This window comes from Flavobacterium chungbukense (genome assembly GCF_020805785.1).
GTDB lineage: Bacteria > Bacteroidota > Bacteroidia > Flavobacteriales > Flavobacteriaceae > Flavobacterium > Flavobacterium chungbukense.
On record NZ_JAJGZV010000008.1, the window covers coordinates 142,289 to 167,140 of the forward strand.

At 33.8% G+C, this 24,852-nt stretch carries 17 protein-coding genes; 11 read left to right on the plus strand and 6 right to left on the minus strand.

All coding sequences use genetic code 11. The features are described from left to right. Positions 1–168 precede the first annotated feature (168 nt). Positions 169–4,293 carry a hybrid sensor histidine kinase/response regulator transcription factor gene (locus LL966_RS19380; RefSeq protein WP_229355494.1) on the minus strand — a complete coding sequence of 1,375 codons (4,125 nt, stop codon included), beginning with the start codon at positions 4,291–4,293 and terminating at the stop codon, positions 169–171. A gap of 638 nt (positions 4,294–4,931) precedes the next feature. Here LL966_RS19380 and LL966_RS19385 point away from each other — a divergent pair. Further along, positions 4,932–5,204, plus strand: coding sequence for a hypothetical protein (locus tag LL966_RS19385; RefSeq protein ID WP_229355495.1), 273 nt, complete (start codon positions 4,932–4,934; stop codon positions 5,202–5,204). Between the two features lie 15 nt (positions 5,205–5,219). On the opposite strand, the gene LL966_RS19390 is transcribed toward LL966_RS19385, so the two are convergent. Beyond that, positions 5,220–5,825, minus strand: coding sequence for a 5'-methylthioadenosine/S-adenosylhomocysteine nucleosidase family protein (locus LL966_RS19390; protein WP_229355496.1), 606 nt, complete (start codon positions 5,823–5,825; stop codon positions 5,220–5,222). A 181-nt stretch (positions 5,826–6,006) separates the two neighbouring features. On the opposite strand from LL966_RS19390, the gene LL966_RS19395 reads away from it, so the two are divergent. The 4 genes from LL966_RS19395 to LL966_RS19410 all read left to right on the plus strand — a co-directional run bounded on the left by LL966_RS19395 (position 6,007) and on the right by LL966_RS19410 (position 8,360). After that, a complete protein-coding gene (locus tag LL966_RS19395; protein ID WP_229355498.1) occupies positions 6,007–6,570 on the plus strand; it encodes a DUF6642 family protein in 564 nt (187 codons plus the stop codon). Between the two features lie 2 nt (positions 6,571–6,572). Further along, positions 6,573–7,493: a helix-turn-helix domain-containing protein gene (locus LL966_RS19400; RefSeq protein ID WP_229355500.1), complete on the plus strand. Its 921-nt coding sequence runs from the start codon at positions 6,573–6,575 to the stop codon at positions 7,491–7,493. A 61-nt stretch (positions 7,494–7,554) separates the two neighbouring features. Next, entirely contained in the window at positions 7,555–7,764 is a 210-nt protein-coding gene (locus LL966_RS19405; protein ID WP_229355502.1) for a hypothetical protein, read from the plus strand. A gap of 23 nt (positions 7,765–7,787) precedes the next feature. After that, the gene (locus LL966_RS19410; RefSeq protein ID WP_229355504.1) at positions 7,788–8,360 is read left to right on the plus strand and encodes a pentapeptide repeat-containing protein; all 573 of its coding nucleotides are present in this window, start codon (positions 7,788–7,790) and stop codon (positions 8,358–8,360) included. A gap of 127 nt (positions 8,361–8,487) precedes the next feature. Here LL966_RS19410 and LL966_RS19415 read toward each other — a convergent pair whose 3' ends face one another. The 4 genes from LL966_RS19415 to LL966_RS19430 form a co-directional block, all read right to left on the minus strand. Continuing rightward, positions 8,488–10,065, minus strand: a complete 1,578-nt coding sequence (locus LL966_RS19415) for a DUF4957 domain-containing protein (protein WP_229355506.1) — start codon at positions 10,063–10,065, stop codon at positions 8,488–8,490. Between the two features lie 13 nt (positions 10,066–10,078). Next, positions 10,079–11,881, minus strand: coding sequence for a RagB/SusD family nutrient uptake outer membrane protein (locus LL966_RS19420; RefSeq protein WP_229355508.1), 1,803 nt, complete (start codon positions 11,879–11,881; stop codon positions 10,079–10,081). A gap of 17 nt (positions 11,882–11,898) precedes the next feature. Then, on the minus strand, positions 11,899–15,141 hold the full coding sequence (locus tag LL966_RS19425; RefSeq protein WP_229355509.1) for a SusC/RagA family TonB-linked outer membrane protein: 3,243 nt from the start codon (positions 15,139–15,141) through the stop codon (positions 11,899–11,901). Positions 15,142–15,769: 628 nt separating this feature from the next. Continuing rightward, positions 15,770–16,936 (minus strand): MFS transporter, encoded by a 1,167-nt coding sequence (locus LL966_RS19430; protein ID WP_229355510.1) that lies wholly within the window; start codon positions 16,934–16,936, stop codon positions 15,770–15,772. 103 nt (positions 16,937–17,039) lie between these two features. Here LL966_RS19430 and LL966_RS19435 point away from each other — a divergent pair, with 103 nt between their 5' ends. The 6 genes from LL966_RS19435 to LL966_RS19460 all read left to right on the plus strand — a co-directional run bounded on the left by LL966_RS19435 (position 17,040) and on the right by LL966_RS19460 (position 24,837). Further along, positions 17,040–17,873, plus strand: a complete 834-nt coding sequence (locus LL966_RS19435) for an AraC family transcriptional regulator (protein ID WP_229355511.1) — start codon at positions 17,040–17,042, stop codon at positions 17,871–17,873. 94 nt (positions 17,874–17,967) lie between these two features. Next, positions 17,968–18,303 carry a hypothetical protein gene (locus LL966_RS19440; RefSeq protein WP_229355512.1) on the plus strand — a complete coding sequence of 112 codons (336 nt, stop codon included), beginning with the start codon at positions 17,968–17,970 and terminating at the stop codon, positions 18,301–18,303. A 101-nt stretch (positions 18,304–18,404) separates the two neighbouring features. Next, positions 18,405–18,932, plus strand: a complete 528-nt coding sequence (locus LL966_RS19445; RefSeq protein WP_229355513.1) for a DUF3347 domain-containing protein — start codon at positions 18,405–18,407, stop codon at positions 18,930–18,932. Position 18,933: 1 nt separating this feature from the next. Beyond that, complete coding sequence (locus LL966_RS19450; protein WP_229355516.1) at positions 18,934–19,494, plus strand: helix-turn-helix domain-containing protein; 561 nt, start codon at positions 18,934–18,936, stop codon at positions 19,492–19,494. A 363-nt stretch (positions 19,495–19,857) separates the two neighbouring features. Beyond that, positions 19,858–22,392: a heavy metal translocating P-type ATPase gene (locus LL966_RS19455; protein ID WP_229355518.1), complete on the plus strand. Its 2,535-nt coding sequence runs from the start codon at positions 19,858–19,860 to the stop codon at positions 22,390–22,392. Positions 22,393–22,596: 204 nt separating this feature from the next. Then, positions 22,597–24,837, plus strand: a complete 2,241-nt coding sequence (locus LL966_RS19460) for a multicopper oxidase family protein (protein ID WP_229355519.1) — start codon at positions 22,597–22,599, stop codon at positions 24,835–24,837. The last annotated feature ends 15 nt before the right edge of the window (positions 24,838–24,852 follow it).

Below are 24,852 nucleotides of genomic sequence, written 5' to 3' on the forward strand. Positions count from 1 at the left end.
AATAAGACAGTTAGTTTTCAGATTGTAACATAAATTTAAACGCAAAGAGGGAAACGTAAAGTCCAGAAAAAATTTAGCCACAGATTATTAGGATTAAAATGATTTTAAAAATCTGTGTTAATCTGTATAATCTGTGGCTAAAAATTGTGTGCAATTAAAAATAAACTATTAATTCACTTGAGAACTTTTATAATCGCTTGGAGAAAGATTGTAGAATTTCTTAAACTCTTTGCTGAAATGTTTTCGATCATTAAAACCAACCATATAGGTTACTTCAGAAACTGAATAACTGGTATTAGCCAAAAGACTGGCGGCTTTCTTTAATCGCATGTTTTTGATGAAACCAGCAACTGAATGATTAGTCAAAGTTTGGACTTTTTTATAAAGTACGGTTCGGCTCATTCCAATTTCGTTTACCAAATCGTTTACATCAAAATCGGTATTATCGAGATTGTTTTCAATAATCTGAGTCAGTTTTTTTAGAAAGATTCCTTCGGGTGTGTTTATGTTTTCTTCTTCAACCGCTGCGATGAAACCTTCGCCATATTTCTGACGCATGATTTCTTTGGCAGATAATAAATTGGCAATCGTCAGTTTTAATTCTTCAATGCTGAATGGTTTTGAAATATAAGAATCTGCTCCTGTAGAAAGTCCTTCAATTCTATTTAAAGTGGATGATTTCGCCGTCAATAAAATAACTGGAATATGATTCGTATTCAAACTTGTTTTCAAGATTTTACACAATTCAAAACCATCCATTTCGGGCATCATCACATCACTGACAATCAAATCTGGAATTTCAGAATCCATATATTCTAAAGCATTTAAGCCGTTAGTAAATTTTAAAACACGATAATCGGCATGAAGTACATCAAAAATAAACGACAAAACTTCTTCATTGTCATCAATAACCAAAATGGTCTTTTTATCGTTATTGTCTTCTAAGTATTCTGGTTCGTAAATGTTAATTTCTGTTTTTACATCAGAAATCGGATTGGCATTTTCATTAATTGAAATTGCATTTTCGACAATTTGAGATTTTTTAAAATGGTCTTTTCCTTTCTTTAATTTTATGGTAAAAATGGTATTGAAATTCGGATCTTCTTCGGTCTGCACTTTTATTTCTCCGTGATGCAATTCGACAATACTTTTGCTCAAAGCCAAACCAATTCCGCTTCCTAAATTGGCGCTTCCGCGATCATCCAACTGGAAAAAGTTTTTGAAAATCTTCTTTTTACGATTATCTGGAATTCCGATTCCGTTGTCTTTTACTTTAATTTCAATACAATCTGAATTGTCTTTTTGTTCCACTGCTAAAGTAATTTTACCGCCTTTGCTTGTGAATTTAAAAGCATTCGAAAGCAGATTGTAAATCACTTTTTCCATCTGATTTTTATCGAAATAAATCAAAGCCGTATTGATATTCAGCACAAACTTGTAATCGATTTTCTTCTCGACAGCAATTCCACGAAACGATTCATAAATATCAAAACAGAAAGAGACAATATCCTGCTGTTCGCAATAGATTTTCATGCTTCCTTTTTCAGCTTTTCTAAAATCCATTAATTCATTAACCAATTTTAATAATCGATCAGAATTGCTTTTTATGGTTTTTAATTTGTGTTCAAGATTTGAATTCTTTTCGGCACTGTTTAAAAGTTCTTCAACCGGTCCGCTGATTAGAGTCAGCGGCGTTCTAATTTCGTGCGAAACATTGGTAAAGAAATCCAGTTTCATTTTATACAATTCTTCCTGTCTTTCTTTTTCTACCTGTTCCAAATAATAGGCTTGTTTTAATAATTCTCTATTTCTAAAAAAACGGAACAATAAAACCGAAGCGCCAGCCAATAAAGCCAGATAAAATAAATAAGCCCACCACGTTTTCCACCAAGGTGGCAACATAATAATTTTTAAGGTTTTAATGGTTGGATTCCATTCTCCCCCTCCATTTGAAGTTTTGATTTTTAGCGTGTACGTTCCCGAATTCAGGTTTGTTAAGTTGATATAATGCTGCGAACCAATTACATGCCATTCGTCTTTATTGAATGAACTTTCAAGTTTGTAAGCATATTCATTTTTTTCTGGCGAAATAAAATTCATCGCACTAAATTCTAAACCAATATATCCTTGATCGTGTTTTAAAGTGATTTCAGTCGTTTCGCTGATGCGTTTTTCTAAAGAAACTTCTTTGTTTCCAGGTCTAATTTCTTCATTATTCACAATCAGCTTTGTTAAAACAATTGGCGATTTATCTTCGGTTTTAATCAATTTTGAAGGATTGAAAACAATCAAACCATTTGAACATCCAAAAACAAGCTCTTTTGCATTTAGATTAGCGCTACAATTATTGGAGAATTGTTTGACTTTTAAACCATCTTTTGAAGAAAAAGAAGTGATTTCAAAATCTTTAATATGGAATACCGATTTCACATTTTTAGTTGTGATTTTATAAAGCAGATTATTATCTGAAATCCAGATATTTCCTTGCGCATCTTCAGAAATACTTTTGATAGTTTCGTCTGTAAAACCCATTGATCGGTTGATTTCGAAAAAACGTCCTTTCTTTTCATCAAAAAGATTCACGCCTCCACTTTCGGCGCCAATCCAAAATCTATTTTTAGAATCGGTAAACATGACCGTCAAACTATTGTTGGACAAACCGCTTTTTGGACCTGCTTTGAAAACTCGGGTAACTTGTTTTAGTTTTTTATCGAAATAATTTAAACCATATTGTGTGGCAATCCAAAGTCCGTCTTTTCTATTGACGATATCGGTAATAAAATTATCGCTAAGCGAATTGGAAGAACCGTCTGCCATATAAATTTCTACAGTTCCGTCTGGCATTACTTTTTTTAATCCGTTGCCATTTGTTCCGACCCATAAATCGCCATTATCCATTAATAAAGACGTAATCGGACGTTCACGTTCTTTGGAATCCCTTCGCGAAAGCGAGATAAATTGAAAAGATTTACTGCTTTTATTGAATTTGAATAATCCGTTGAAAGTCCCGCAAAACAAATTCTGCTCATTCTGATTGACCAAAGCCGTAATCATATTCACGCTTTTATCAGAATCGTAACCTTGAACAAAATACGAAACGCTTTTATTATTTTTAAAATCCAGATAATTTAAACCGCCACCATTGGTTCCAACCCAAATTGAGCCGTCATTTTCTCTTGAAACGGCGTTTACCGTAGCATTATTTAATCCGAAATTAGGTCGAACAACTTCTCTTACATTAACAAAATTGGTATTTGTTTTTTGAAAAAAATTGACTCCGCCTCCATTTGTTCCGATCCAAATATCGTTGTGGCGATCTTTCAAAAAGCATTTTACATCGTCATCCGAAAGGCTATAATTCTGCTGCGGATTATGTCCGTATTTACTAAATTCGTTTCTGTCTTTTTTGTAAACACACAAACCATTTTTGGTAGCAAACCAAATTGTATTTGCATCAACTGCCACAATATCGTTGACCCAATTGGAGGATAAACTGTTTCGGTTGTTAGCAATGAGCAAAAAATTGGTTACCACATTTTTGTCGACATCAAAACGAAAAACACCATTTGCTTCGGTTGCAAACCATAAATCGCCATTTTTTTCTTTAATGACTTTCCATACTTTCGATTTAAGTAAAGCTTCATTTTCGGCAAGCGCTTTTGGCAATGCTTTTTTTGAACCATTTTTAGGGTCAAAACATTCCAAACCTTTAGAAGTTCCGACCAAAATGCCGTAATTTTTATCATAAAACAAAGACAAAACCCTGCTTTTTCTGAAAGGTGAATTGTGGTCGTTGGAGATTTCTTCTAATAAAAATTTCTGTTTGTTTAGTTTTTTAATTCCGCCAAAAGTTCCAATCCAAATTCTATTTTGGTCATCTTGAATTATGGATGAAATATAGTTTCGTCCGCCTTTTATTTTTTGAATATCAATTCGTAAAAAAGTTCTTTCGTTTTTGTTGAAAAGATTTAATCCATTGTTGGTTCCAATCCATATTTGTCTTTCGCTATCTTCTAAAATAACATTCACATGGTTGTTACTTATGCTGTTTAGAATGTCTTTGTTGTACACATATCGCAAGAAATCGTAACCGTCATAACTAATTAATCCGTTTGCAGTTCCAATCCAAATAAATCCTTTTTGAGTCTGATGAATACTCGAAATCATACTTTGCGAAAAACTCGTATCGTAATTGATATGATCAAAATACAAATCTGATTCCTGCGCCTTCGAGCCAAAAGAAATAAAAAGAAATAAGATAAAACTTAAAAAGTAGGTTCTAATGTACTGCATAAAGGAAATTGAATAAAGCCCGAATAATTAATTGCGATAAACCTATGAAAAAAATCAATCGATTGCGGTGCAAAATAGCCTTTATTCTGAAAAAAGAAGAGGGAGTTTTTTCTTTTTAAGGGGTGTAGATGTACTTTATTAATTGTTTTTTTAAAAGAAAAATCATTTTTAAACCCGATAGCGCAGATTTTTAATCCGTGCCCGCAAAGATTGGTTAGTTCTCTTTGTAAATATAAAAAAGTACATTAATTGTGTAACTTTTATTTTAGTGATTTGTTTTGTGTCTTACTGGTGCGGGCACGGATTGCAAATCCGCGCTATCGGGATTATTGATGTTAATTGATATGCTGTGTGTGCACGAGCGGGACGCTCGCGCTAGCGAATGAAATTCTATTTTAATTTATATTTGTTTCAGTACAAAAATTAATTAAATACTCCCCATGAAATCAACATTAAAAAAGACACTATATTTTTTATTTTTATTTTTCTTGTTTAGTTGTGACTCAAATCCACGTAGTAGTTTAATTTATTTGTTTTCTAAGGATAAATCCCAAGTAATTACCGTATTTAGTAATTATTATGAGAACGAAAGAATAGTAGCTTTGGGCAAATTAAATGTAAAACCCAAAAATGATTATGTGAAATTAGATATTTCAGAGGTTACAGAATTGGGCGATGAAATTGGTGTATGCTGGTTTGGAAAAGAGAAAGGATGGCAATTGGTAAGTGATCAATCTAAAATTGTCGAAGTACATTTAGACACTACAAAATACATCATTAAAACAGAATGGTATCGAGAAGATAATACTCCGAATGCCAAATATTATAGACGCACTGGTTGTTTTACAATTGATATGTTAAAACATTCTACAATTCATCCTTCTGTGAATGGATATATTGAAAGACATTAAAAAAAACCACTTCAATTAAGAAATAGCTTCTGTTTCTTCAATCAAACCCAAAATTTTACCATAAGCAATCGCTGCTTTATGAACCTGAACTGACCAATCTTCTGCCGCATTATCATCAGCGCCATCAGAAATGTATTTTAAACTCAAAAACGGAATGTTTTCTTTCATGGCAATCATGGCTAAAGCATAGGCTTCCATATCGACAACATTATAGGCGTCTGAACAATGTCCCATTTCGAAGTTATCTCCTGTTCCGCAAATTCCTTCTTGAAGATTATCCATCAATAAACCGTATTCTAAAACTGGCGGTAATCCAGAAAGAGGCGTTTCAAATTTTGCGAAACCTAATCCGCGAACATCCATATCTCTTTGTACAAATTTGGTACAGCAAATTACATCGCCTTTTTGAAAACAGCTGCTTCCTGCCGATCCTAAATTTACAATTACCGCAGGTTTTTTCTTTTGAATCGCTTTTGTCAATTCGTAAGCCGCATTTACCTTTCCGATTCCGGTAAATAAAACATTATGTCCTTTAAAAACTTCTGCTGCTTCAGATTCGAGAGCAAAGCAGAATAATATATCTTCAATGGCAAAAGATGCCGTTTGGTTTATCTGTATCATGCGTAATGTATTTTCGGTTTACAAAAATAAGCTTTAAAATTTACGTGGCTCTAACCTAAATTTAAAATCTAAAAAACACGTTAAATTCTGCTTTCTATGCTGAATTTTGTCTCAGAAAAAATACTTTTGTTAAAATCAAAAAAGAAGAATTTCAATCCTTAAAAACAGAAAGAAAAACTGAATGGATAATGAAAAATTTATTTTCTGCCTTGAAGGCGTTCGAGATGTAGACGATGATACCCAAACTCATGTGGTTAAATGTCTGGAAGAATTGGCAATTGACCAAGGTATTTCCAGTATCCACAAAACTTGTGACACTATTGAAGGATTAGAAGAAAGTCTGAATATTTTGCTTTATGAAGATCATAATTTTAAAGATTATGAAATCATTTATTTAGCCATGCCGGGACAGCAAAACAACATCTGTCTTCACGATTATTATTACAGCCTAGAAGAAATTGCTGAACTTTTTGAAGGAAAAATGAAAGGCAAAATCATTCATTTTGCGAATCTTAAAGTTTTAGATTTGAATGAAGAAGAGGCACAATATTTCTTGGATATAACAGGAGCAAGAGCCATTTCGGGCTACGGTTCGACTTATAATAAAATTGCCAGCTGCAGTACAATTGACAAGGCGTTTTTTAGTCTGTATCAAGAAAATGACAATCTTTTTGAAGTTGTTGAAGATCTCTATGCTAAACATTACAATCTATGCAAATTGCTTGATTTTAGATTATATTATTAAGGATGAAATCAAAGTCGGCTGAAAAAATAAAAACGTATGAAGCGAAAGGTTTTCGAGAAAAATTTCTCGGAGAAGACAATCCTATTCATTTACTTTTCAAATCCAATTCGGATCATTTTTTCTGTTTAGAAATTGAGGAGGTAATGCATATGCAGTATCCTGTTCCGCCTTCTAAACATTCTTGTCATACCTTAATTTTTATTTCTTCAGGTCAGCACGTTATGAAATTGGGAGATCAAGAATATATAACCACCGATAACCAAATGATTATGGTTCCTGCCGGTCAAATTTTCTCTCTTGATAATGTTAACAATATACACAATGGCTACATCTGCCAGTTTCATCCGGATGTTTTAATTAGAAGATATGGCAGCCGAGAACTGCTCAATGAATTTGATTTCCTAAAAATTTCTGGAAATCCTAAAATCGAACTGGCTCTTGAAGATATTGGCGCTATTACAAATATCTTGGAACGATTGAAAAAGGAATATTCTGAAACCGCCTTTACGGATTTGAATATTGTACAATCGTACTTGATTACGCTGTTTTATGAAATGAATAAAAATACTGTAAAAATGTCTAAGAATATTTCGGCGGCAGAAGCCATTACAGGAAAATTCAAAGAATTGATTCACGATCAAATCAAAACCCAGCATCAGGTTAATTATTATTCTTCTTTATTAAATATAACTCCCAACCATTTAAACAAATGCGTAAAGACTGTCACGGGAAAATCTGCCGTAAAATGGATTGATGACAGCATATTATTAGAAGCCAAATATTTACTCTTTCAAACTACATTTTCTGTTGGCGAAATTGCCACTCAAGTAGGCTTTGAAGATCAATCTTACTTTAGTCGATTTTTCAAAAAAGCAGAAGGAATCTCTCCTATTAGATATCGAAAATTGATTGATAAGTCCTAATTATTGATTACAGAATCCTAACAAATATGTTCTCTTTTTTCAGAAATTTGTGTCCTCAAAAATGCAAACTATGATTTATGTTTTTAAAACTTCCGTTGACAGCCACGCCAAATTTGAGTCGGCTTCTGCATTATTAGATCAATTATTACCAGAATCTCAGTGGAATTTTGATCTTGAAGATTGCGATAATATCTTAAGAGTAGACAGCGAATTGAATGTTGCTGAATTACTTCAAAATAATGCTATTTTCGATTGTATCGAATTAGAATAACTTTATACGCCTTTTAAACATTTATGGAGTCCAAATTATACCAGAACCGAACTTTTGAAACAATCGATTATTCGGAACAAAGTTTAGCCAATACCGAATTTGTAAATTGCGAATTCATAAACTGCAATTTTTCTAAAAGCGATTTAAGCCATAATGACTTTCTGGATTGCACTTTTAAAAACTGTAATCTTTCTTTGGCTGTTTTGCGAAACACTGGTTTAAAAAATATCAAATTTATCGGATGTAAACTTATGGGCCTTGATTTTAGCGCCTGTAACAGTTTTCTATTTTCAATGAATTTTGAAGATTGTCTTTTAGATTATTCCACTTTCATTTATAAAAAACTAAAGAAAACGAATTTTGCAGAATGTTCTTTAAAAGAAACAGACTTCTCGAATACGGATTTATCTCTGGCCATTTTTAAAAATTGTGATCTTTCTAGTGCCACTTTCGTGGAAAGTATTTTGGAGAAAACTGATTTTAGAGGCTCCCGAAACTATGCTTTTGATCCATCAGAAAATAAGATTAAAGGAACTAAAGTTTCGCATACAGCACTTGCGGGTTTATTGCAAAAATTTGATTTATCGATCGAATAGTTTTTTAATCGCAGTTTTCAGTCGCAGTTCGCAACTACTTGAAAACTGAGACTGAATACTGAGACTAAAAAAAAACGGAATACAAACTTAATTGCATCCCGCTTTTCCTATTTATTAACCATGAATTCTAGTTACCAGTGATCCAACGTGGATCTCCAACTTTTCTATCAATTAAAGTTTGATTTTTAATTGTAAAGTTTCCTGTTGCTGCACTTGTAAATTGAGGATCAAGTACAGTTGCTGTAGCATCAGGTCTGTTATTGCTTGCTGTAGCTTGCAAACCAGTCGAATTGAAATTATTATTATTTGAGAACGTCGGAGCTGCTGTTGCAGTCGTGTTTGTATATACTGCCGATCCAACTGCCAATAATGAATTACGTACTGTTAATGTATTTGAGACAAAACGCACATATAAAATTCTACTTGCAGCTGGTAAAGTAGGCGCATATATTGTACATCCGTCGACTAAAACAGTACTAGTCAAACCTGTTCCAGATAATGTAGCAGCCGCATCTAAGCGAATAAAGTCACGAGATGAACAATTATCGAAAGTGCTTTTTGTTAAAGTTACAGTTGCCACATAAGTAGTTCTGAAATCTATAAAATCAGCACCAGCAGCAGTGTTTACATTTTTAATAATACTATTATCAACAGTGAATGATTTTAATCTAGCCAATGCATTTCCATACATTAACTGAGAAGGATAATCATGAACGTTACAGCCACTTATTAAAACATCTCCTAGTTGTGTTGGCGATGCTGTACCAATTGTGATTGCTCCACCAGTTGTACCAGTTCCATTCAAATCTAAGTCGATTAATGAGAAATTAACCACTTCGCTAGCATTAGCCGGATTATTACCAAGAGTGAAATTAACTTTTAGTTTTGATTTATCAGCTGGTCTCAAACCTCTTAATGTTAAGGTTTTATTCACAGCTATTGTTCCCGTTTGCGCTGTGTAATCACCAGGCATAAAAACTAAAACAGATCCAGCAGGAGCATCAGTAATTTTTTGGAAAATATTATCTTCTGGTTTCACTAAAATACCAGTTCCGATATCTATTCCTGTCGTAAAAGTTACCACTCCTCTTTTCTTAGCTCCATTTAATAATGTTGCTGTATACGCTGTTTCTCCTGTAAGTCCAGTTATTACAGCTACACCAGCCGTTTTCTCCGCTGGAGTAATTGTATGAGAAATATTTCCTGGCATTACTGTAATTTGAGTAACCGTACTATTTGGAACCCATCTTAAAGTAACTTGTTTTGCATCAATATCTGCAGGTTGTACAGCAGAGAAAAGTTGCTCAGATAATGTTGTTGCAGTTGTAATAGACCATTTAGAATCTTCTAAACCACCACCATTAACCGCTTTTACTCTAATAGAATAAACCGTTTCTCCTTCTAAAGCCACTTGAACTGGAAGCTGTGCTGCTGTAACATTTACCGTTTTATAAATAGTTTTGAACTCAGGATCATCTGCACTAAACTCAATAACATAATGATCTGCATTTTCGTCACTTTTTGTTGTCCAAGTTAGTTCAACAGTAGTTTGATTTCTAATGGTAGCTTTAAGACCAATAGGCGAAAATTCTCTTGTATTTCCTATACCGTCTAATAATCCTTCATTATAACTTTCGCAGCTTGAAACTGCAATTGCTAGTAGTAATGTGGCTATTAATCCTTTAAATATATATTTTGCTTTCATAATTTATAATTTATTAATACCCGTAATCATTTTTTAACTGACCATTACTTCCGTCAATAAACACCTGCCATATTGGCCAAAACTGTCTATTATCAGGGTTAACTCCTGCTTTGTATAATGAATTTACTTTAGCATCTGCAGTTGTTCCTGTCCATGTCCAAGTTACTGCTGTATATGTTGCTCCTGGATTAACATTTTCACCTCTATTTAATCCGTAAATATCAATAGAAACATTATCTGTTTTAAATTTATAATACAAAGTAGTTGGCACATCGGCATATTCTCCTGTACGAGCTGACAAGGCAGCCATTTTTACTTTAGCTTCGTCTAGTTTTGCTTTTAATAAATTCCAACGAATTAAATTTTGTTTACGTTCCATTTCACCTGTAAACTCATATTTATTTTCAGTTACAAGAGCATTAAACATTGCTTCTTTACTAGTTAAAGCATTTACATAAGCATCAACTTTTACAGCTTGAGATGCCGCAGGGAATGATCTTCTGCGTATTTCTTTCAAATAAGGCATTGCCGCACCTGGACCTTCTAATTCGTTTGCTGTTTCAGCAGCAATAAGAAGTACTTCAGCATATCTCATGTACATTTTATTAACTCCATCATCATTAGTTGAAGTTACATAACGTTTCATCCACTCGTAACGGTATTTACCAAAATACCAAGTATCTAGCGTACCTAATTCTTGTTTAGCGATATTATTAGTTGCTGCACCATATTTATAAGGTACACAAGTAACATCTCTACGAGCATCAACTTGATCATAATCATAGAAAACAGTTGGTAATGGACCCGCTACACCACCACGGTTAGCTCCGTTTGCTTGAAATTGATCACTAGCAGCTGTATGTTTTACAGCGAAAGTAAACAACATTCTACCACGTCCATCAGCGAAAGGAAGTTCCCAAAGAGATTCTCCTCCAGCAGTAGTATTTTCTTCATTGTATTTTCTCCATAATCCTTCAAAAGTAGACTCTAAACGAGCTGAACCGCTTTGAATTACTTCACGAGATTCTTTTAAAGCCAATGCATACATATTAGCAACGGAAAGTTCTGGATCATTACTTCTTCTAACTCCGTCAGGATACTGTTGAAAACCGCTTGCTACCAAAGCCAAACGCGCTCTAAATCCTTTAACAAAGGCTTTATTTACGTGTTCAACAGTATTGGTATAAGCAGTTGCGTTTGGCCATGCAACCAATGTTGAAGCTTCTCCTAAATCTGCAATTAATTGTTTATAAAGAATATCTCTGCTTGTTTTAGGCAAGTATAGAGTTTCACTTGTAATAGGCTCAAAACGAGCTGGAACATCACCCCAAGCTTTAATTAAATCAGCATAATAAATTGCTCTCAGTGTTAGAGCCTCTCCTAATAATTGTCCCATTTCTGATCCTGGAGTAGGATTTCCGTATTGACGTATACCTTTTATACAAACATTAGCACGTTCAATACCTGAAAACATCATCGAATACGCATTATTAGTTGTGTTCATTTCCGTATTGCCCGGTTTTGCATCATAAACACATAAATCGGCTTTATCTCCAGCTGTTTGCGAAGTATTATACCACTCTGTATCTGTATTTAATCCGTAATAAGGTAAAAATCTTCCTCTATAAGAGTTCGTTTCTGCAAATGGCACTTTTATTCCATCTATAGCTCCTTTTGCAAGTCCAGGTGTAGAAAAAATCAAAGCAGCATCTAATGTTGATTGGGCAGGCGAATCTAAGTAGTCATCTTCAAATTGCTGACAAGAACTAAATAGACCCGAAATTATCAATCCCGCTATTATTATTTTATGTTTCATTTTTGTAGTAATTAAAATTAAAAATTAAGATTCATCCCAAAAACCATTTGTCTGCTTCTTGGATAAGGACTTGAATCAACCCCTGGCGTAAGGGGGTTTTTTCTTCTAGTTGAAACTTCCGGATCAGAACCCGAATAGTTAGTCCAAACAAAAACATTGCTTGCCGTCAGATAGAATCTCAATTTAGAAACTCCAAGTTTAGATGTAAACATCTCAGGTGCTGTATACCCTAATGTCAAAGTATTTAATCTTAAAAATGATGCGTCTTCAACTGCCCAATCCGTAAATATAGCAGTTCTCATATATGGTGACCACATAGTCGTATTAGCATTAAGTGCAGTTAATGCAGCTGGATCTGTTACTAATTGACCTGTAGCAGGATCTAAATTTGTCCATCTCTTTCCATCTGCCATTGTTGAATTTAAATTTTTGTACTGCGCTGAAGCATTAGCAGTAGAAAATTCAATTTTATCAGCATTATAAACATCATTACCAATACTCCAGTTAAAAGCTGCCATTAAATCAAATCCGTAAGCATTTCCATTAATAACAAAACCTCCTGAACTTTTTGGATTAACATTACCAATAACAGTTTTATCGCTTAAATCTACTTTACCATCACCGTTAACATCTTTCAATTTCATATCTCCAGGTTTAAGCGCGCTTCCGTCTCCAACCAAAGTAGTAGCAGTACTAATTACTCCAGATTTTAGAACATATTTTCCTCCAACATAATCAAAATCAGAAACCTCATATCTTCCATCATTTTTATAACCGTACATTGTACCTAATGAAGAACCAACTTGAATTAGATAATCATCTCCAATTTGTGAAGAAGCCCAACCGGTTGCTGCTCCAAAATTATTCATAACTCCTAATGAGTTAATACGATTTTTGTTTATTCCCATGTTGAATGAAAAATTCAATCCGTATTTTGCTTTTTCAATTGCAACTACGTTAATAGTAGCCTCGAAACCTGTATTTTGTGTTTCTCCCATGTTACGGTATTGGAAATCATATCCAGAACCTGGAACTGGGAAATTAATTAATAAGTCACTTGTAATATTTTTGTAGACATCAAAATTACCGCTTAAACGATTCTTGAAAAATCCAAAATCTAAACCGAAGTTCTGAGTTACAGTTGTTTCCCATTTTAAATCAGGATTAGGCATTGTTTTAGAAGGTGCCCAAATACTAGTCACACCATTAATCCATGTTGTTGCTGTAGATTGAAAAATCTGAACTTGCTGCCCAACAGGAATATTATTATTTCCTGCCTCACCGTAACTAGCTCTTACTTTCAGAAGATTGATCCAACTTGTATTTTTAAGGAAGCTTTCTTCTGAAATTTTCCATCCTGCTGCAAAAGCTGGGAAATAACCCCAACGATTCTGCTCTAAAAATTTACTTGATCCGTCTGCACGAAATGTAGCTGACAAAATATAACGATTTTTGTAGTCGTAATTAGCACGTCCGAAAAATGACAATAATTTATCATCAGGGCTGTAATAGTTATCTACTGATTGAGGCGTTCCTTGTGTTGTTAATGTTTTTGCTTTATCAAAATCAAAAAACTTAGGATATCCATGAATAGTAGTAGTTACGGTATTAGAATTATAGTTAATGCTTTCCTGTCCAAGAAGTGCTGTCAAATGGTGATTTTCTCCCATTATCTTTTTGAAATCATAATTCAATGTATTAGCATTTCTAAAACGTCTTTCTTTGCTATCTCCCATAATCATTGCAGGCATTCCTTGCAAAGGACCTAATGGAGCATTAGCTATGTAATAGGTAGTTAAGCCATAATAACGATAATCCAAATTGTTAAAATTATCCAGACCTAAGTCAACATTTAATTTTAAATTTTCTGCAATTTCCCATCCAAAACTTCCTAACATATTAAAGTTTTTACGAAACTGCTGACGCTCATTGTCATAGACCGCTCTTAACGGATTCACCAATATATCTGAACCATCACCTGATACATCATCTGAACTCAATCCTGCCACCGGAAGTGGTGCATAACCAACAATAGTACGCATACGTGAATCTGCTGAAGATTTTTCATTTTGCTCATTTACACCACCACCATCAATCTCTGTATCAGAATAACGTACAGTAAAACCAACATCAATCTTGTCATTCAATTTACTTTTTAAAGCCAAAGACAGGTTATTTCTTTTATAATTTGAACCTATCATAATTGCTTTTTCATCGTAATGCGCATAATTAAAGTTATAATTAAGCTTATCCGTTCCGCCTCTAATTCCTAAATCACGGCTTTGTACTTCTCCAGTACGCCCGAAAATTTGTTTTTGCCAATTGTCTCCTTTTAAACCTTTGTACATATCTTGATCTTGCCAATTTCCGAAATACTTAGTATATGAACTAGGATCAGAAGCTACTTTTGTTCCTGTTTGAGAAAGCAAAGCATATTCGTATTGCCATTTAGTATAATCATCTGGCGATAAAACATCAATTTGTTTCGCCATCGTTTTCATACCGTAAAACATATTAAAATTCACGGCTATTTTTCCATCTTTTCCTTTTTTTGTTGTAATCAGAATAACTCCATTTGCGCCACGCGATCCGTAGATTGCAGTTGAAGCAGCATCTTTCAAAACAGTCATCGAATCGATATCTGATGAAGAAATATCATTCATGCTGTTAATTGGAAATCCGTCCACAATAATCAAAGGTGAAGCATCTTGAGTAAGCGATCCACCACCACGAACTCTAATTCTAATATCGGCATCTGGAGAACCTTCTGCAGCAGTTACTTGGACCCCCGCAATACGTCCTGTCAAAGCTTCAGCGACATTTGCCACTGGAACTTTTTTCAAGTCATTTCCAGAAATCGTAGATACTGCACCAGTCAAATCAGATTTCTTTGATGTTCCATACCCAATAACTACAACTTCGTTTAAGTTATTTGAGTCTTCAGTTAAAGTTGCATTTACTTTTGTTTTACCAGCCGCAGAAACATCAATGGTTTTAAATCCAATGAAAGAAAAGCTAAGTACCGCTTTCGGGTTGGTTAGTTTAAGTTTGTAATGACCGTCAAAATCGGTAGAAGTTCCGTTCTTAGTTCCTTTCTCTAAGACATTTACGCCTGGAAGAGAAAGACCCGCAGCATCTGTCACGGTTCCCTCTACAGTTGTATTCTGCGCATGTAACTGACTGCCGATCAATAAGCACAGTAAGAAAACAAGTTTAAAGCAAAAATTTGCTCCTTTGTTTAATAGTTCTTTAAAGTTCATGGTTGATTGTTTAAGTTATTAATTGTTTTTAGTCGTGGTTTAAGTGGTTTTTTGTGGTTACTTTCAATTCATTTATTTAATTATTACAGGTATTTATGTTTACTATTATATCACATTTCTTAACAAATCGGATTAATTATAATCCCTTTTTAACTTCTCGTTACTTAATCGATTTCGAAGATCAAAAATAAAGTTGTAATCGATTACACAAACATAAATATTTTTTTTAAACGAAAAATAATTTTTCATAAAAAAGTCATAAAAAAAATTATATATCAAAAAAAATATTGATTTTTTATATGAGATATATAATTTTAATGAACATAAAATATTAAATATATTATTACTAATCGTTCATTTGATTCGATTTTTACAAAAAAAACAATCGATTACATGAATATTAATTATGAAATTATTAGGTGTATTTTTTACACTTAAAAAGTTAAAAAGATGCTAATTTTTTTTAAATCAATACCGGAAAAACAGGATTTTTTAAAATGAATTTTCTGATATAAAGAAGAATTGGTGCCGAAAAAAGGGTATTTTTCAATCCAAGCAATTGAATTTAAACATAAAAAAAGCCCTTAAACAAAAGTTAAGGGCTAAAAGAATGTATTTTTTTTAAGTGTTAAATATGCTGCAACTGCACTTTCTTTTGATGTAACTTTATCAATATGAATGTAATAATCATACCGATAATTGACATTGCTACTCCAATCAGGTTTGGAGAAGAATAGCTTAGTCCTGCCGCCAGTGGCAATCCGCCTAGAAAAGCGCCTAAAGCGTTACCAATATTAAAACTCCCTTGAAGCGATGCCGAAGCAATCATCTCTGCTCCTTTCGCTGTGCGAATCATTAGCATCTGAATTGGTGCAATAACCGAGAATGAAATAGCTCCTGTTAAGAAAGTTAGAAATAAGGAAACATATTGATTGAATGAGAAAAAGTAAACTAAAACTAAATCTAAAGACATTACCATTAATAAGGCTAAAGTAGTTGGTGCTGGCGAGAATCTATCTGCTAATTTTCCTCCAACAAAATTACCAACAACCATCCCTAATCCTGCTAGGATCAAGATTGAAGAAACATCTTCTGGCTCAAATTTCGATACATTAATTAATAAAGGAGCAATATAACTGATCCAAGCAAATAAACCTCCAAAACCAATTGCAGTAATTCCGATAATCAACCATGCTTCCGTTTTCTTAAAAAACTGAAGTTGTGTTTTCATGTTGACACTTTCTCCTTTTTCAAGATTTGGCATCCATAAATAAATGGCTAAAAATGTTAATAGACCAACAATTGCAATTAGCACAAAAGTATAACGCCAAATAAAATGATGTCCAATATAAGTTCCAATTGGCACTCCGATTAAGTTAGCAATTGTTAATCCTGCAAACATGGTTGATATAGCCTGAGCTTCTTTTCCTTTGTCTGCTAAACGGCTTGCCACTACAGCACCAACTCCAAAGAATGCGCCATGCGGCAAACCTGAAAGAAATCGAGATGCAAATAAAACATTATAATCTGGAGCAATAATAGACAACGCATTAAAAACTGCCAGCATTAAAGCTAAGATTAAAAGCATTTTTTTAGGCGCATAATTTCTACCAGCAATCACCAATAAAGGTGCACCAATAACAACTCCTAAAGCATAAGATGAAATTAAATATCCCGCAACAGGAATTGAAACTTTCATATCTGAAGCAATATCTGGGAGTAATCCCATCATTACAAATTCTGTAATTCCAATAGTTAACCCTCCAAGAGAGAGTGCAATAAGACTTTTTTTCATTTTGATTTATTGTAGAAAGGAATAGATTTCTACGTTGCAAAATTAACACCGTTAACCGAATTAGAAATTGTATATTTGTGATATAAAATTGTACATTTAAGTTATGCCGAAATTAAATCAGTTTAAAACGCTTGTACTTGATGAATTTGAAGAAGAGAAATTTCATCTTCCTCCGCATACGCATACCTATTATGAAATCATCTACATTAATAAAGGAAGCGGCATTCATCATTTAAATCATAATTTGCTGCCATACAAAGCGGGAGATCTATTTGTAATTTCACCAGACGATGAACATTATTTTGACATTAAGAAAAGTACGCGCTTTACCTTTATCAAATTCACCGATAATTACTTCAATTCTAAACAAAATCTTACTTGCGATGAATTTTTGGTCAATACACCGGAGAGTTTCATGCGTGATAAAATCTTGAAAGAAACAGTTCTAAAGTTTGATGAACCTTGTAAAACGATTCTAAAAAACACGGTTGAAAACATTATTACGTACGGAAAATATATTGATGTGACTTCTTCTCCAATTGTTTTTTATCAGATTCTTTCGATTTTTGGTTTAATTAAAGAAACCATTCGAGGAATGAATTTACAGATGAAATCGCCACATCTTGATAATGAACAAATTGCGAATTATATTCATCAAAATATTTATCAGCCAAAATTGGTTCAGATTAAAGTGATTGCAGATCATTTTAATATTGCTCAAACCTATTTCAGTGCTTATTTCAAAAGAACATTCAGTATCAGTTACCGCGAATACATTCATAATTTGAGAACCACTCTAATCGAAAAAAGATTCCATAACAATCAATTACCGATTAAACAGATTGCCTATGAATTTGGTTTTACCGACGAAAGCCATTTGACCAATTATTTCAAAAAACGTAAAAACATGAAGCCAACAGATTTTAAGAAACTGTAGTTATTGAAATCTTAAAAAGTGATTTACTCGAACAATTTTAGCTAAATTTGTAATTCTAAAAAACAATTTCTTGACCAAAAAAACCCACATAATAATGCTTTTTCTAACGCTGACTTTCCTTTTGAATCCAGGTTATACATACGCATGCAATATGGGACATCATAAAGAAATTGCCGTTAAGGAAGAAAACAGCTGTTCTAAAAAATGCTGCGAGAAGAAAACTTCAAAAGAAAAAAAACACAATTGCGATGGAAAATGCCGTCATTCTGGCTGTAATACAACAAGCTTTTCAAGCATTATTTTAACTTCTAATGAATTTGATTTAGAAAATAATGTTTTTAATTTTTCTTTAAAAAACACTTTCACTTATTATCCTGAAGTAACTATTTCTTCGGGTTTTACTTCCATCTGGCTAAAGCCGAAGATATAATTATTGCATTTCTGACAGCCCATATTGGGTCTTTTTTGAATCGAAAACTTTTAAATTAATCTAAAGGAAATTTGAAAATCCTTTATCAAATATCAAACACAATGAAAAAATCCATAATAGCTTTAACAGCAACAATCGCCATTTTATTTTCTACAAATAACATTCAGGCAAGCACACCAAATTCTGAGTTAACAACAATCGAAATTGCAGATGCTCAATTACAAAATGTTTATGATGCATATTTCACTGTAAAAGATGCACTTATAAAAAGTGACAGCAAATTGACTTCGGCAAAAGCCGCAGCTTTATTGACTGCAATTACAGCAGTAAAAATGGACAAACTAAAAAGTAACGAACATACAGTTTGGATGAAAGTGGTAAAGAAACTAACTTCTGATGCAAAAAGCATTTCGTCTACAACAGATTTAAAAAAACAACGTGAAACTTTTAAATCGTTATCTAAAAGTACTTATGATTTAATTAAAGTTTCAAGTCCAGAACAGCCAATTTACAAACAATATTGCCCAATGGCAGACGCAGATTGGTTGAGCAAAGAAAAAGCAGTTAAAAATCCGTATTACGGTTCTTCGATGCTGACTTGCGGAAACGTGGTAGAAACGATTAAATAATATGAAGCTTTACATCAAAAATATGGTGTGCAGCCGATGCAAAATGGTTGTGAAGTCTGAGTTCGAAAAACTCGGACTTCAAACTATTGCTGTTGAATTGGGCGAAGTTGAAATTGAGAAAGAAATCAATGACAATCAAAAAGAAGTCTTATTAGAAAATCTTCAAGCTTTAGGTTTTGATTTAATTGATGATAAAAAAACGAAAACAGTCGAAAGAATAAAGAATCTAATTGTGGATTTGGTTCATCATAAAAACAATGATCTTAAAATCAACTTGTCTGATTACTTATCAGAAAACCTCAATCAAGATTATAATTCGTTAAGCAATTTATTTTCGGAAATTGAAAACACGACAATCGAAAAGTATTTCATCAGCCAAAAAATAGAAAAGGTAAAAGAATTATTGATTTATAATGAGCTTTCGTTAAGCGAAATTGCCGATATTCTCAACTACAGTAATGTGGCGCATTTGAGCAATCAATTCAAAAAAATTACAGGCTTTACTCCTACTTCGTTCAAACAATCGAAAGATAAAAAACGGATTCAGATCGAGAATTTGTAAAAGTCAATTTCTCGCAAGGTCGCAGAGGCGCAAAGTTTTATTTCACGCAGATTTTAAAAGATTTAAGCAGATTTTGCAAATATTTATTTGTTAATCAAATCTGCTCAATCTGCGTGAAAACTTTAAAAACTTATTGCCTTATCTTTATTTAAAAAACTCACGCTTCTGCAACTTTGCGAGATTAATACAAAATTTTTCAAAAATTCAGCTTTAAATCAAGTAGATCAAAAAAAATCTGCTCAATCTGCTCAATCTACGTGAAACAAAAACCTTTGTAAATCTTACAAATCATTCACAAAATTCTACAAACCAAACTCACAGATACTTCGGAAATTTGCATTGTAATACTTAAAAACCAATACAATGACTCATCAATATATAATTTCAGGAATGTCTTGCAACGGATGCCGAACCAAAGTAGAAAAAACTTTGAATGAAGTAGATGGCGTTCAAGCAGAAGTAACTTTGAATCCTCCAACGGCTACGATTATAATGGACAAACACGTTGCGACAGAAAAATTTCAAGAAGTTTTAGCTGCAGCGGGAAATTATACAATTGAAATGGATTCTCCTAAAAACCATTCTGAAACAGCAGTTAAATCATGTTGTTCTAGTCATAAAAAAGAGCATCACGATCATCATAAAATAGATACAAAAAAAGCACCTCAACATAGTGCAAATGGCATTTATTATTGTCCAATGCATTGCGAAGGCGACAAAACCTATAACAAACCCGGAGATTGTCCTGTTTGCGGAATGGATTTAGTGCCACAAATTGCCATAACAGCAACACAATTTACTTGTCCGATGCATCCAGAAATTGTTTCAAACGAACCAGGCGATTGTCCGATCTGCGGAATGGATTTGGTGCCGATGCAGGCTTCTGAAAGTGAAGAAAACAAAACCTATTCTGATTTATTGAAGAAGATGAAAATTGCGATTTTGTTTACGCTTCCTATTTTCATTATTTCAATGTCAGAAATGATTCCGAATAATCCATTTTACAATATAATGTCGATAGAAAAGTGGAATTGGGTTCAGTTTTTATTTTCAATTCCAGTTTTGTTTTATGCGGGTTGGATGTTTTTTGTTCGTGCTTACAAATCGATTGTTACTCGGAATCTGAATATGTTTACTTTAATTGGAATTGGAACCAGTGTTGCTTTCTTATTTAGTATTGTCGGAATGTTTTTTCCAGATATTTTTCCAGCCGAATTCAAATCACATCACGGAACGATTCATTTGTATTTTGAAGCTGCAACTGTAATTATCACTTTAGTTTTATTGGGACAATTATTGGAAGCCAAAGCGCACGGACAAACGAACGGCGCAATCAAAGAATTATTAAAATTAGCTCCAACTGAAGCTGCGTTGGTTGAAAACGGAATTGATAGAGTAATCTCCATTCACAACATTCAAAAGGGAAATTTACTTCGGGTTAAACCAGGAGAAAAAATTCCAGTTGACGGAAAAATAACTTCTGGCGAAAGTAACATCAACGAATCGATGATTACGGGAGAACCAATTCCCGTTGATAAAAAAGTTGGAGACGCAGTAATTTCTGGAACCATAAATGGCACCAAATCGTTTGTAATGATTGCTGAAAAAGTGGGTTCAGAAACGATGCTTTCGCAGATTATTCAAATGGTCAATGACGCGAGCAGATCTCGCGCTCCAATTCAGAAATTGGCCGATCGCGTTTCTAAATATTTTGTTCCGACTGTTGTTATTATTTCGATTGTAACCTTTTTTGTTTGGGCGAAATTTGGACCTGAACCATCATACATTTACGGATTAATCAATGCCATTGCTGTTTTAATTATCGCTTGTCCTTGCGCACTTGGACTCGCAACTCCGATGTCTGTTATGGTGGGAGTTGGTAAAGGTGCACAAAACGGAATCCTGATCAAAAATGCTGAAGCATTGGAAAACATGAATAAAATTGATGTTTTAATTACCGATAAAACAGGAACAATTACCGAAGGAAAACCTTCTGTAGAAAAAATATATGCCTTTAATAATGAGGAAGATTTTCTGCTTCAAAATATTGCTTCCTTAAATCAGCATAGCGAACATCCTTTGGCGCAGGCTGTCGTCAATTTCGCGAAAGCAAAAAATAGTTCTTTAAAAGAAGTTAAAGGTTTTGAAACTATCGCAGGAAAAGGTGTTTTAGGAAACATTGAAAACAAAAAAGTAGCTTTAGGAAATAAAAAATTAATGGCTGAAATCGGCGCTTCTATTTCTGAAAATTTAGAAAAACAAGTTACTGCCGAGCAAAATTTAGGCAAAACGATTTCTTATATTGCTATTGAAAAAGAAGTTTTAGGTTATGTAGCCATTACCGATGCTATCAAAGAAAATAGCGCAAAAGCAATCAAGGAATTAATCAATCAAGGCGTTGAGGTTATCATGATGACGGGCGATAATCACAACACCGCAAAAGCCGTTGCGAAACATTTGCATCTGACTTCTTTTAAAGCGGATTGTCTTCCAGAAGATAAATTAAAAGAAATTGAACGTCTTCAAGCGCAAGGAAAAATTGTTGCGATGGCTGGCGACGGAATCAACGATGCGCCAGCTTTAGCACAATCAAACATTGGAATTGCAATGGGAACAGGAACTGATGTTGCGATCGAAAGCGCAAAAATCACTTTGGTAAAAGGCGATTTAAACGGAATTGTAAAAGCAAAAAAACTGAGCCACGCCGTTATGTCAAATATCAAACAAAATCTATTTTTTGCTTTTATTTATAATACTTTAGGCGTACCAATTGCAGCAGGAATTTTATATCCTTTTTTAGGAATTCTGCTTTCGCCGATGTTGGCTGCGGTGGCAATGAGTTTGAGTTCTGTATCTGTAATCGTAAATGCTTTGCGATTGAGAAATTTAAAATTATAGACTTGAATTTAATTATTTTAACACATAGAATCATAGTTTCACTTGTCGTTAAAAGGCGTTTCACTTGCTTCAGTGCACATAGTTTAGCTATGTTTTGAAACTAGTTTCTTTTATTATCTTTTTTAAACAAAAAATCTATGTTTCTATGTGCTAAAATTAAATCGTGTTCGATCTAACATAAAAATTTAAAAATTATAATTTATAATGAAAATCAAATACCTATTTCTTTTCTTTTTAATTGCTTTTCAGCTGAAGGCACAAAAAATAGTACGTTACGATTTGTATGTTCGCGATACGATTGTCAATTTTTCGGGCAAAGAGAAACGTGCAATTGCAGTAAACGGACAAATTCCGATGCCGACTCTGACTTTTACCGAAGGCGATATTGCCGAAATTTATGTGCATAACGAATTAAAAAAAGAAACAACTTCTATGCACTGGCACGGATTATTTCTTCCTAACAAAGAAGATGGCGTTCCGTACTTGACTCAAATGCCGATTGAACCTGGAACTACTCATAAATATTCTTTCCCAATAATTCAGAACGGAACCTATTGGTATCACAGCCATTCTGGTCTGCAGGAACAAATTGGTTTGTACGGACTTTTTATCATCAATAAGAAAACAAACGATGCAACGATTCGAAAAGGAATTGACGATTTACCAACCGTTCCAGTTATTTTAAGCGAATGGTCTGATTTGAAACCAGAGAATATTCAACGAATGCTACACAATGCCAACGATTGGTTTGCTATCAAAAAAGGAACTACCCAAAGTTATTTTGAATCTTTAAAACAAAAACATTTTTCGACCAAAGTGACCAACGAATGGAAACGAATGAACGCGATGGATGTGAGCGATGTTTACTATGAAAAATTTCTGATTAATGGTAAAAATGAACAACAGCTTTCGGATTTTAAACCCGGAACAAAAGTTCGTTTGAGAATTGCAAACGGTGGCGCTTCGAGTTATTTCTGGTTGACTTATGGCGGCGGAAAAATCACCGTTGTGGCAAGCGACGGAAATGATGTAGAACCCGTAGAAGTGGATCGTTTGATTATTGCCGTTTCTGAAACTTATGATGTTGTCGTTACAATTCCAGAAAACAACAAATCTTTTGCCTTTTTGGCTACAGCCGAAGATAGAACGGGATCTGCTTCTTTATTTTTAGGAAATGGAGAAAAACAGCCAATTCATCATCTTTCAAAACTAAAATATTTTGAAGGCATGAAAATGATGAATGATATGATGAAAATGAACGGCGAAATGAATGACATGGGAATGAATATGTCTTTGAATAAAATGGACATGAATGCCGTAATGTATCCTGAAATTTCGGGCGAAGACGAAAATTCAAAACCAAAAATGGATCATTCCAATCATAATATGGAAGACATGAAAATGGAAAGTGACAGTACTGAAACTTCTGAAATTGTGACTTTGAATTATGGAATGCTGAAATCTCCTTTTAAAACCAATCTTCCGAAAGATGCACCAGTTAAGGAATTGCGTTTCACTTTATCTGGAAATATGAATCGTTATGTTTGGAGTTTAGATAATAAAGTGGTTTCAGAAACCGATAAAATTTTAATTAAAAAGGGAGAAAACGTTCGCATCGTTTTATATAATGGTTCGATGATGCGCCACCCGATGCATTTGCACGGTCATGATTTTAGAATTTTAAACGAACACGGCGATTATGCTCCACTCAAAAATGTGATTGATATTATGCCAATGGAAACCGATACTATCGAATTTCAGGCAAATGCTGATGGTGACTGGTTTTTTCATTGCCATATATTATATCATATGATGGCAGGAATGGGAAGAATTTTTACTTATGAAAATTCAGCACCAAATCCGCTGATTCATCATCCGGAAATGGCTTACAAAATGCTAAAAATGGACGATCGCATGTTTCATTTTATGGCTGAAAATGATTTTGCCAGCAATGGAAATGATGGTGAAGCGATGTTCAGTAACACTCGCTGGAGCATTGGAACCGAATGGAGATTGGGTTACAACGACAAACACGGTTACGAAACCGAAACTCATATTGGCCGTTACATTGGGAAAAATCAATGGCTAATGCCTTTTATTGGTTTTGACTGGCGTTACCGAAAAATGGGAATGGACGAACAGGAACAGAATCTTTTTGGACAGAAAAACACCAAAGACAATCGTTCGGTTTTTAGTGCAGGTCTTGAATATACTTTACCAATGCTCATAAAAGCACAAGTTGAGGTTTATACGGATGGAAATGTTCGTTTACAGTTTGAGCGAAAAGATATTCCGCTTTCGCAAAGACTTCGAATGAATTTAATGTGGAATACGGATAAAGAATATATGGCGGGATTAAAATACATCGTTGCCCGTAACTTCGGAATTACAACACATTATGACAGCGATATGGGAATTGGTTTTGGGGTTAATTTGAATTATTAGAAAAGAATTGGCATT

What these genes read in the sequence shown, in the direction of transcription:
- LL966_RS19380 (WP_229355494.1), bottom strand. Translation starts at nt 4,293, where the DNA reads ATGCAGTACATTAGAACCTACTTTTTAAGTTTTATCTTATTTCTTTTT.
- LL966_RS19390 (WP_229355496.1), bottom strand. Translation starts at nt 5,825, where the DNA reads ATGATACAGATAAACCAAACGGCATCTTTTGCCATTGAAGATATATTA.
- LL966_RS19395 (WP_229355498.1), top strand. Translation starts at nt 6,007, where the DNA reads ATGGATAATGAAAAATTTATTTTCTGCCTTGAAGGCGTTCGAGATGTA.
- LL966_RS19400 (WP_229355500.1), top strand. Translation starts at nt 6,573, where the DNA reads ATGAAATCAAAGTCGGCTGAAAAAATAAAAACGTATGAAGCGAAAGGT.
- LL966_RS19405 (WP_229355502.1), top strand. Translation starts at nt 7,555, where the DNA reads ATGCAAACTATGATTTATGTTTTTAAAACTTCCGTTGACAGCCACGCC.
- LL966_RS19410 (WP_229355504.1), top strand. Translation starts at nt 7,788, where the DNA reads ATGGAGTCCAAATTATACCAGAACCGAACTTTTGAAACAATCGATTAT.
- LL966_RS19415 (WP_229355506.1), bottom strand. Translation starts at nt 10,065, where the DNA reads ATGAAAGCAAAATATATATTTAAAGGATTAATAGCCACATTACTACTA.
- LL966_RS19420 (WP_229355508.1), bottom strand. Translation starts at nt 11,881, where the DNA reads ATGAAACATAAAATAATAATAGCGGGATTGATAATTTCGGGTCTATTT.
- LL966_RS19425 (WP_229355509.1), bottom strand. Translation starts at nt 15,141, where the DNA reads ATGAACTTTAAAGAACTATTAAACAAAGGAGCAAATTTTTGCTTTAAA.
- LL966_RS19430 (WP_229355510.1), bottom strand. Translation starts at nt 16,936, where the DNA reads ATGAAAAAAAGTCTTATTGCACTCTCTCTTGGAGGGTTAACTATTGGA.
- LL966_RS19435 (WP_229355511.1), top strand. Translation starts at nt 17,040, where the DNA reads ATGCCGAAATTAAATCAGTTTAAAACGCTTGTACTTGATGAATTTGAA.
- LL966_RS19440 (WP_229355512.1), top strand. Translation starts at nt 17,968, where the DNA reads ATGCTTTTTCTAACGCTGACTTTCCTTTTGAATCCAGGTTATACATAC.
- LL966_RS19445 (WP_229355513.1), top strand. Translation starts at nt 18,405, where the DNA reads ATGAAAAAATCCATAATAGCTTTAACAGCAACAATCGCCATTTTATTT.
- LL966_RS19450 (WP_229355516.1), top strand. Translation starts at nt 18,934, where the DNA reads ATGAAGCTTTACATCAAAAATATGGTGTGCAGCCGATGCAAAATGGTT.
- LL966_RS19455 (WP_229355518.1), top strand. Translation starts at nt 19,858, where the DNA reads ATGACTCATCAATATATAATTTCAGGAATGTCTTGCAACGGATGCCGA.
- LL966_RS19460 (WP_229355519.1), top strand. Translation starts at nt 22,597, where the DNA reads ATGAAAATCAAATACCTATTTCTTTTCTTTTTAATTGCTTTTCAGCTG.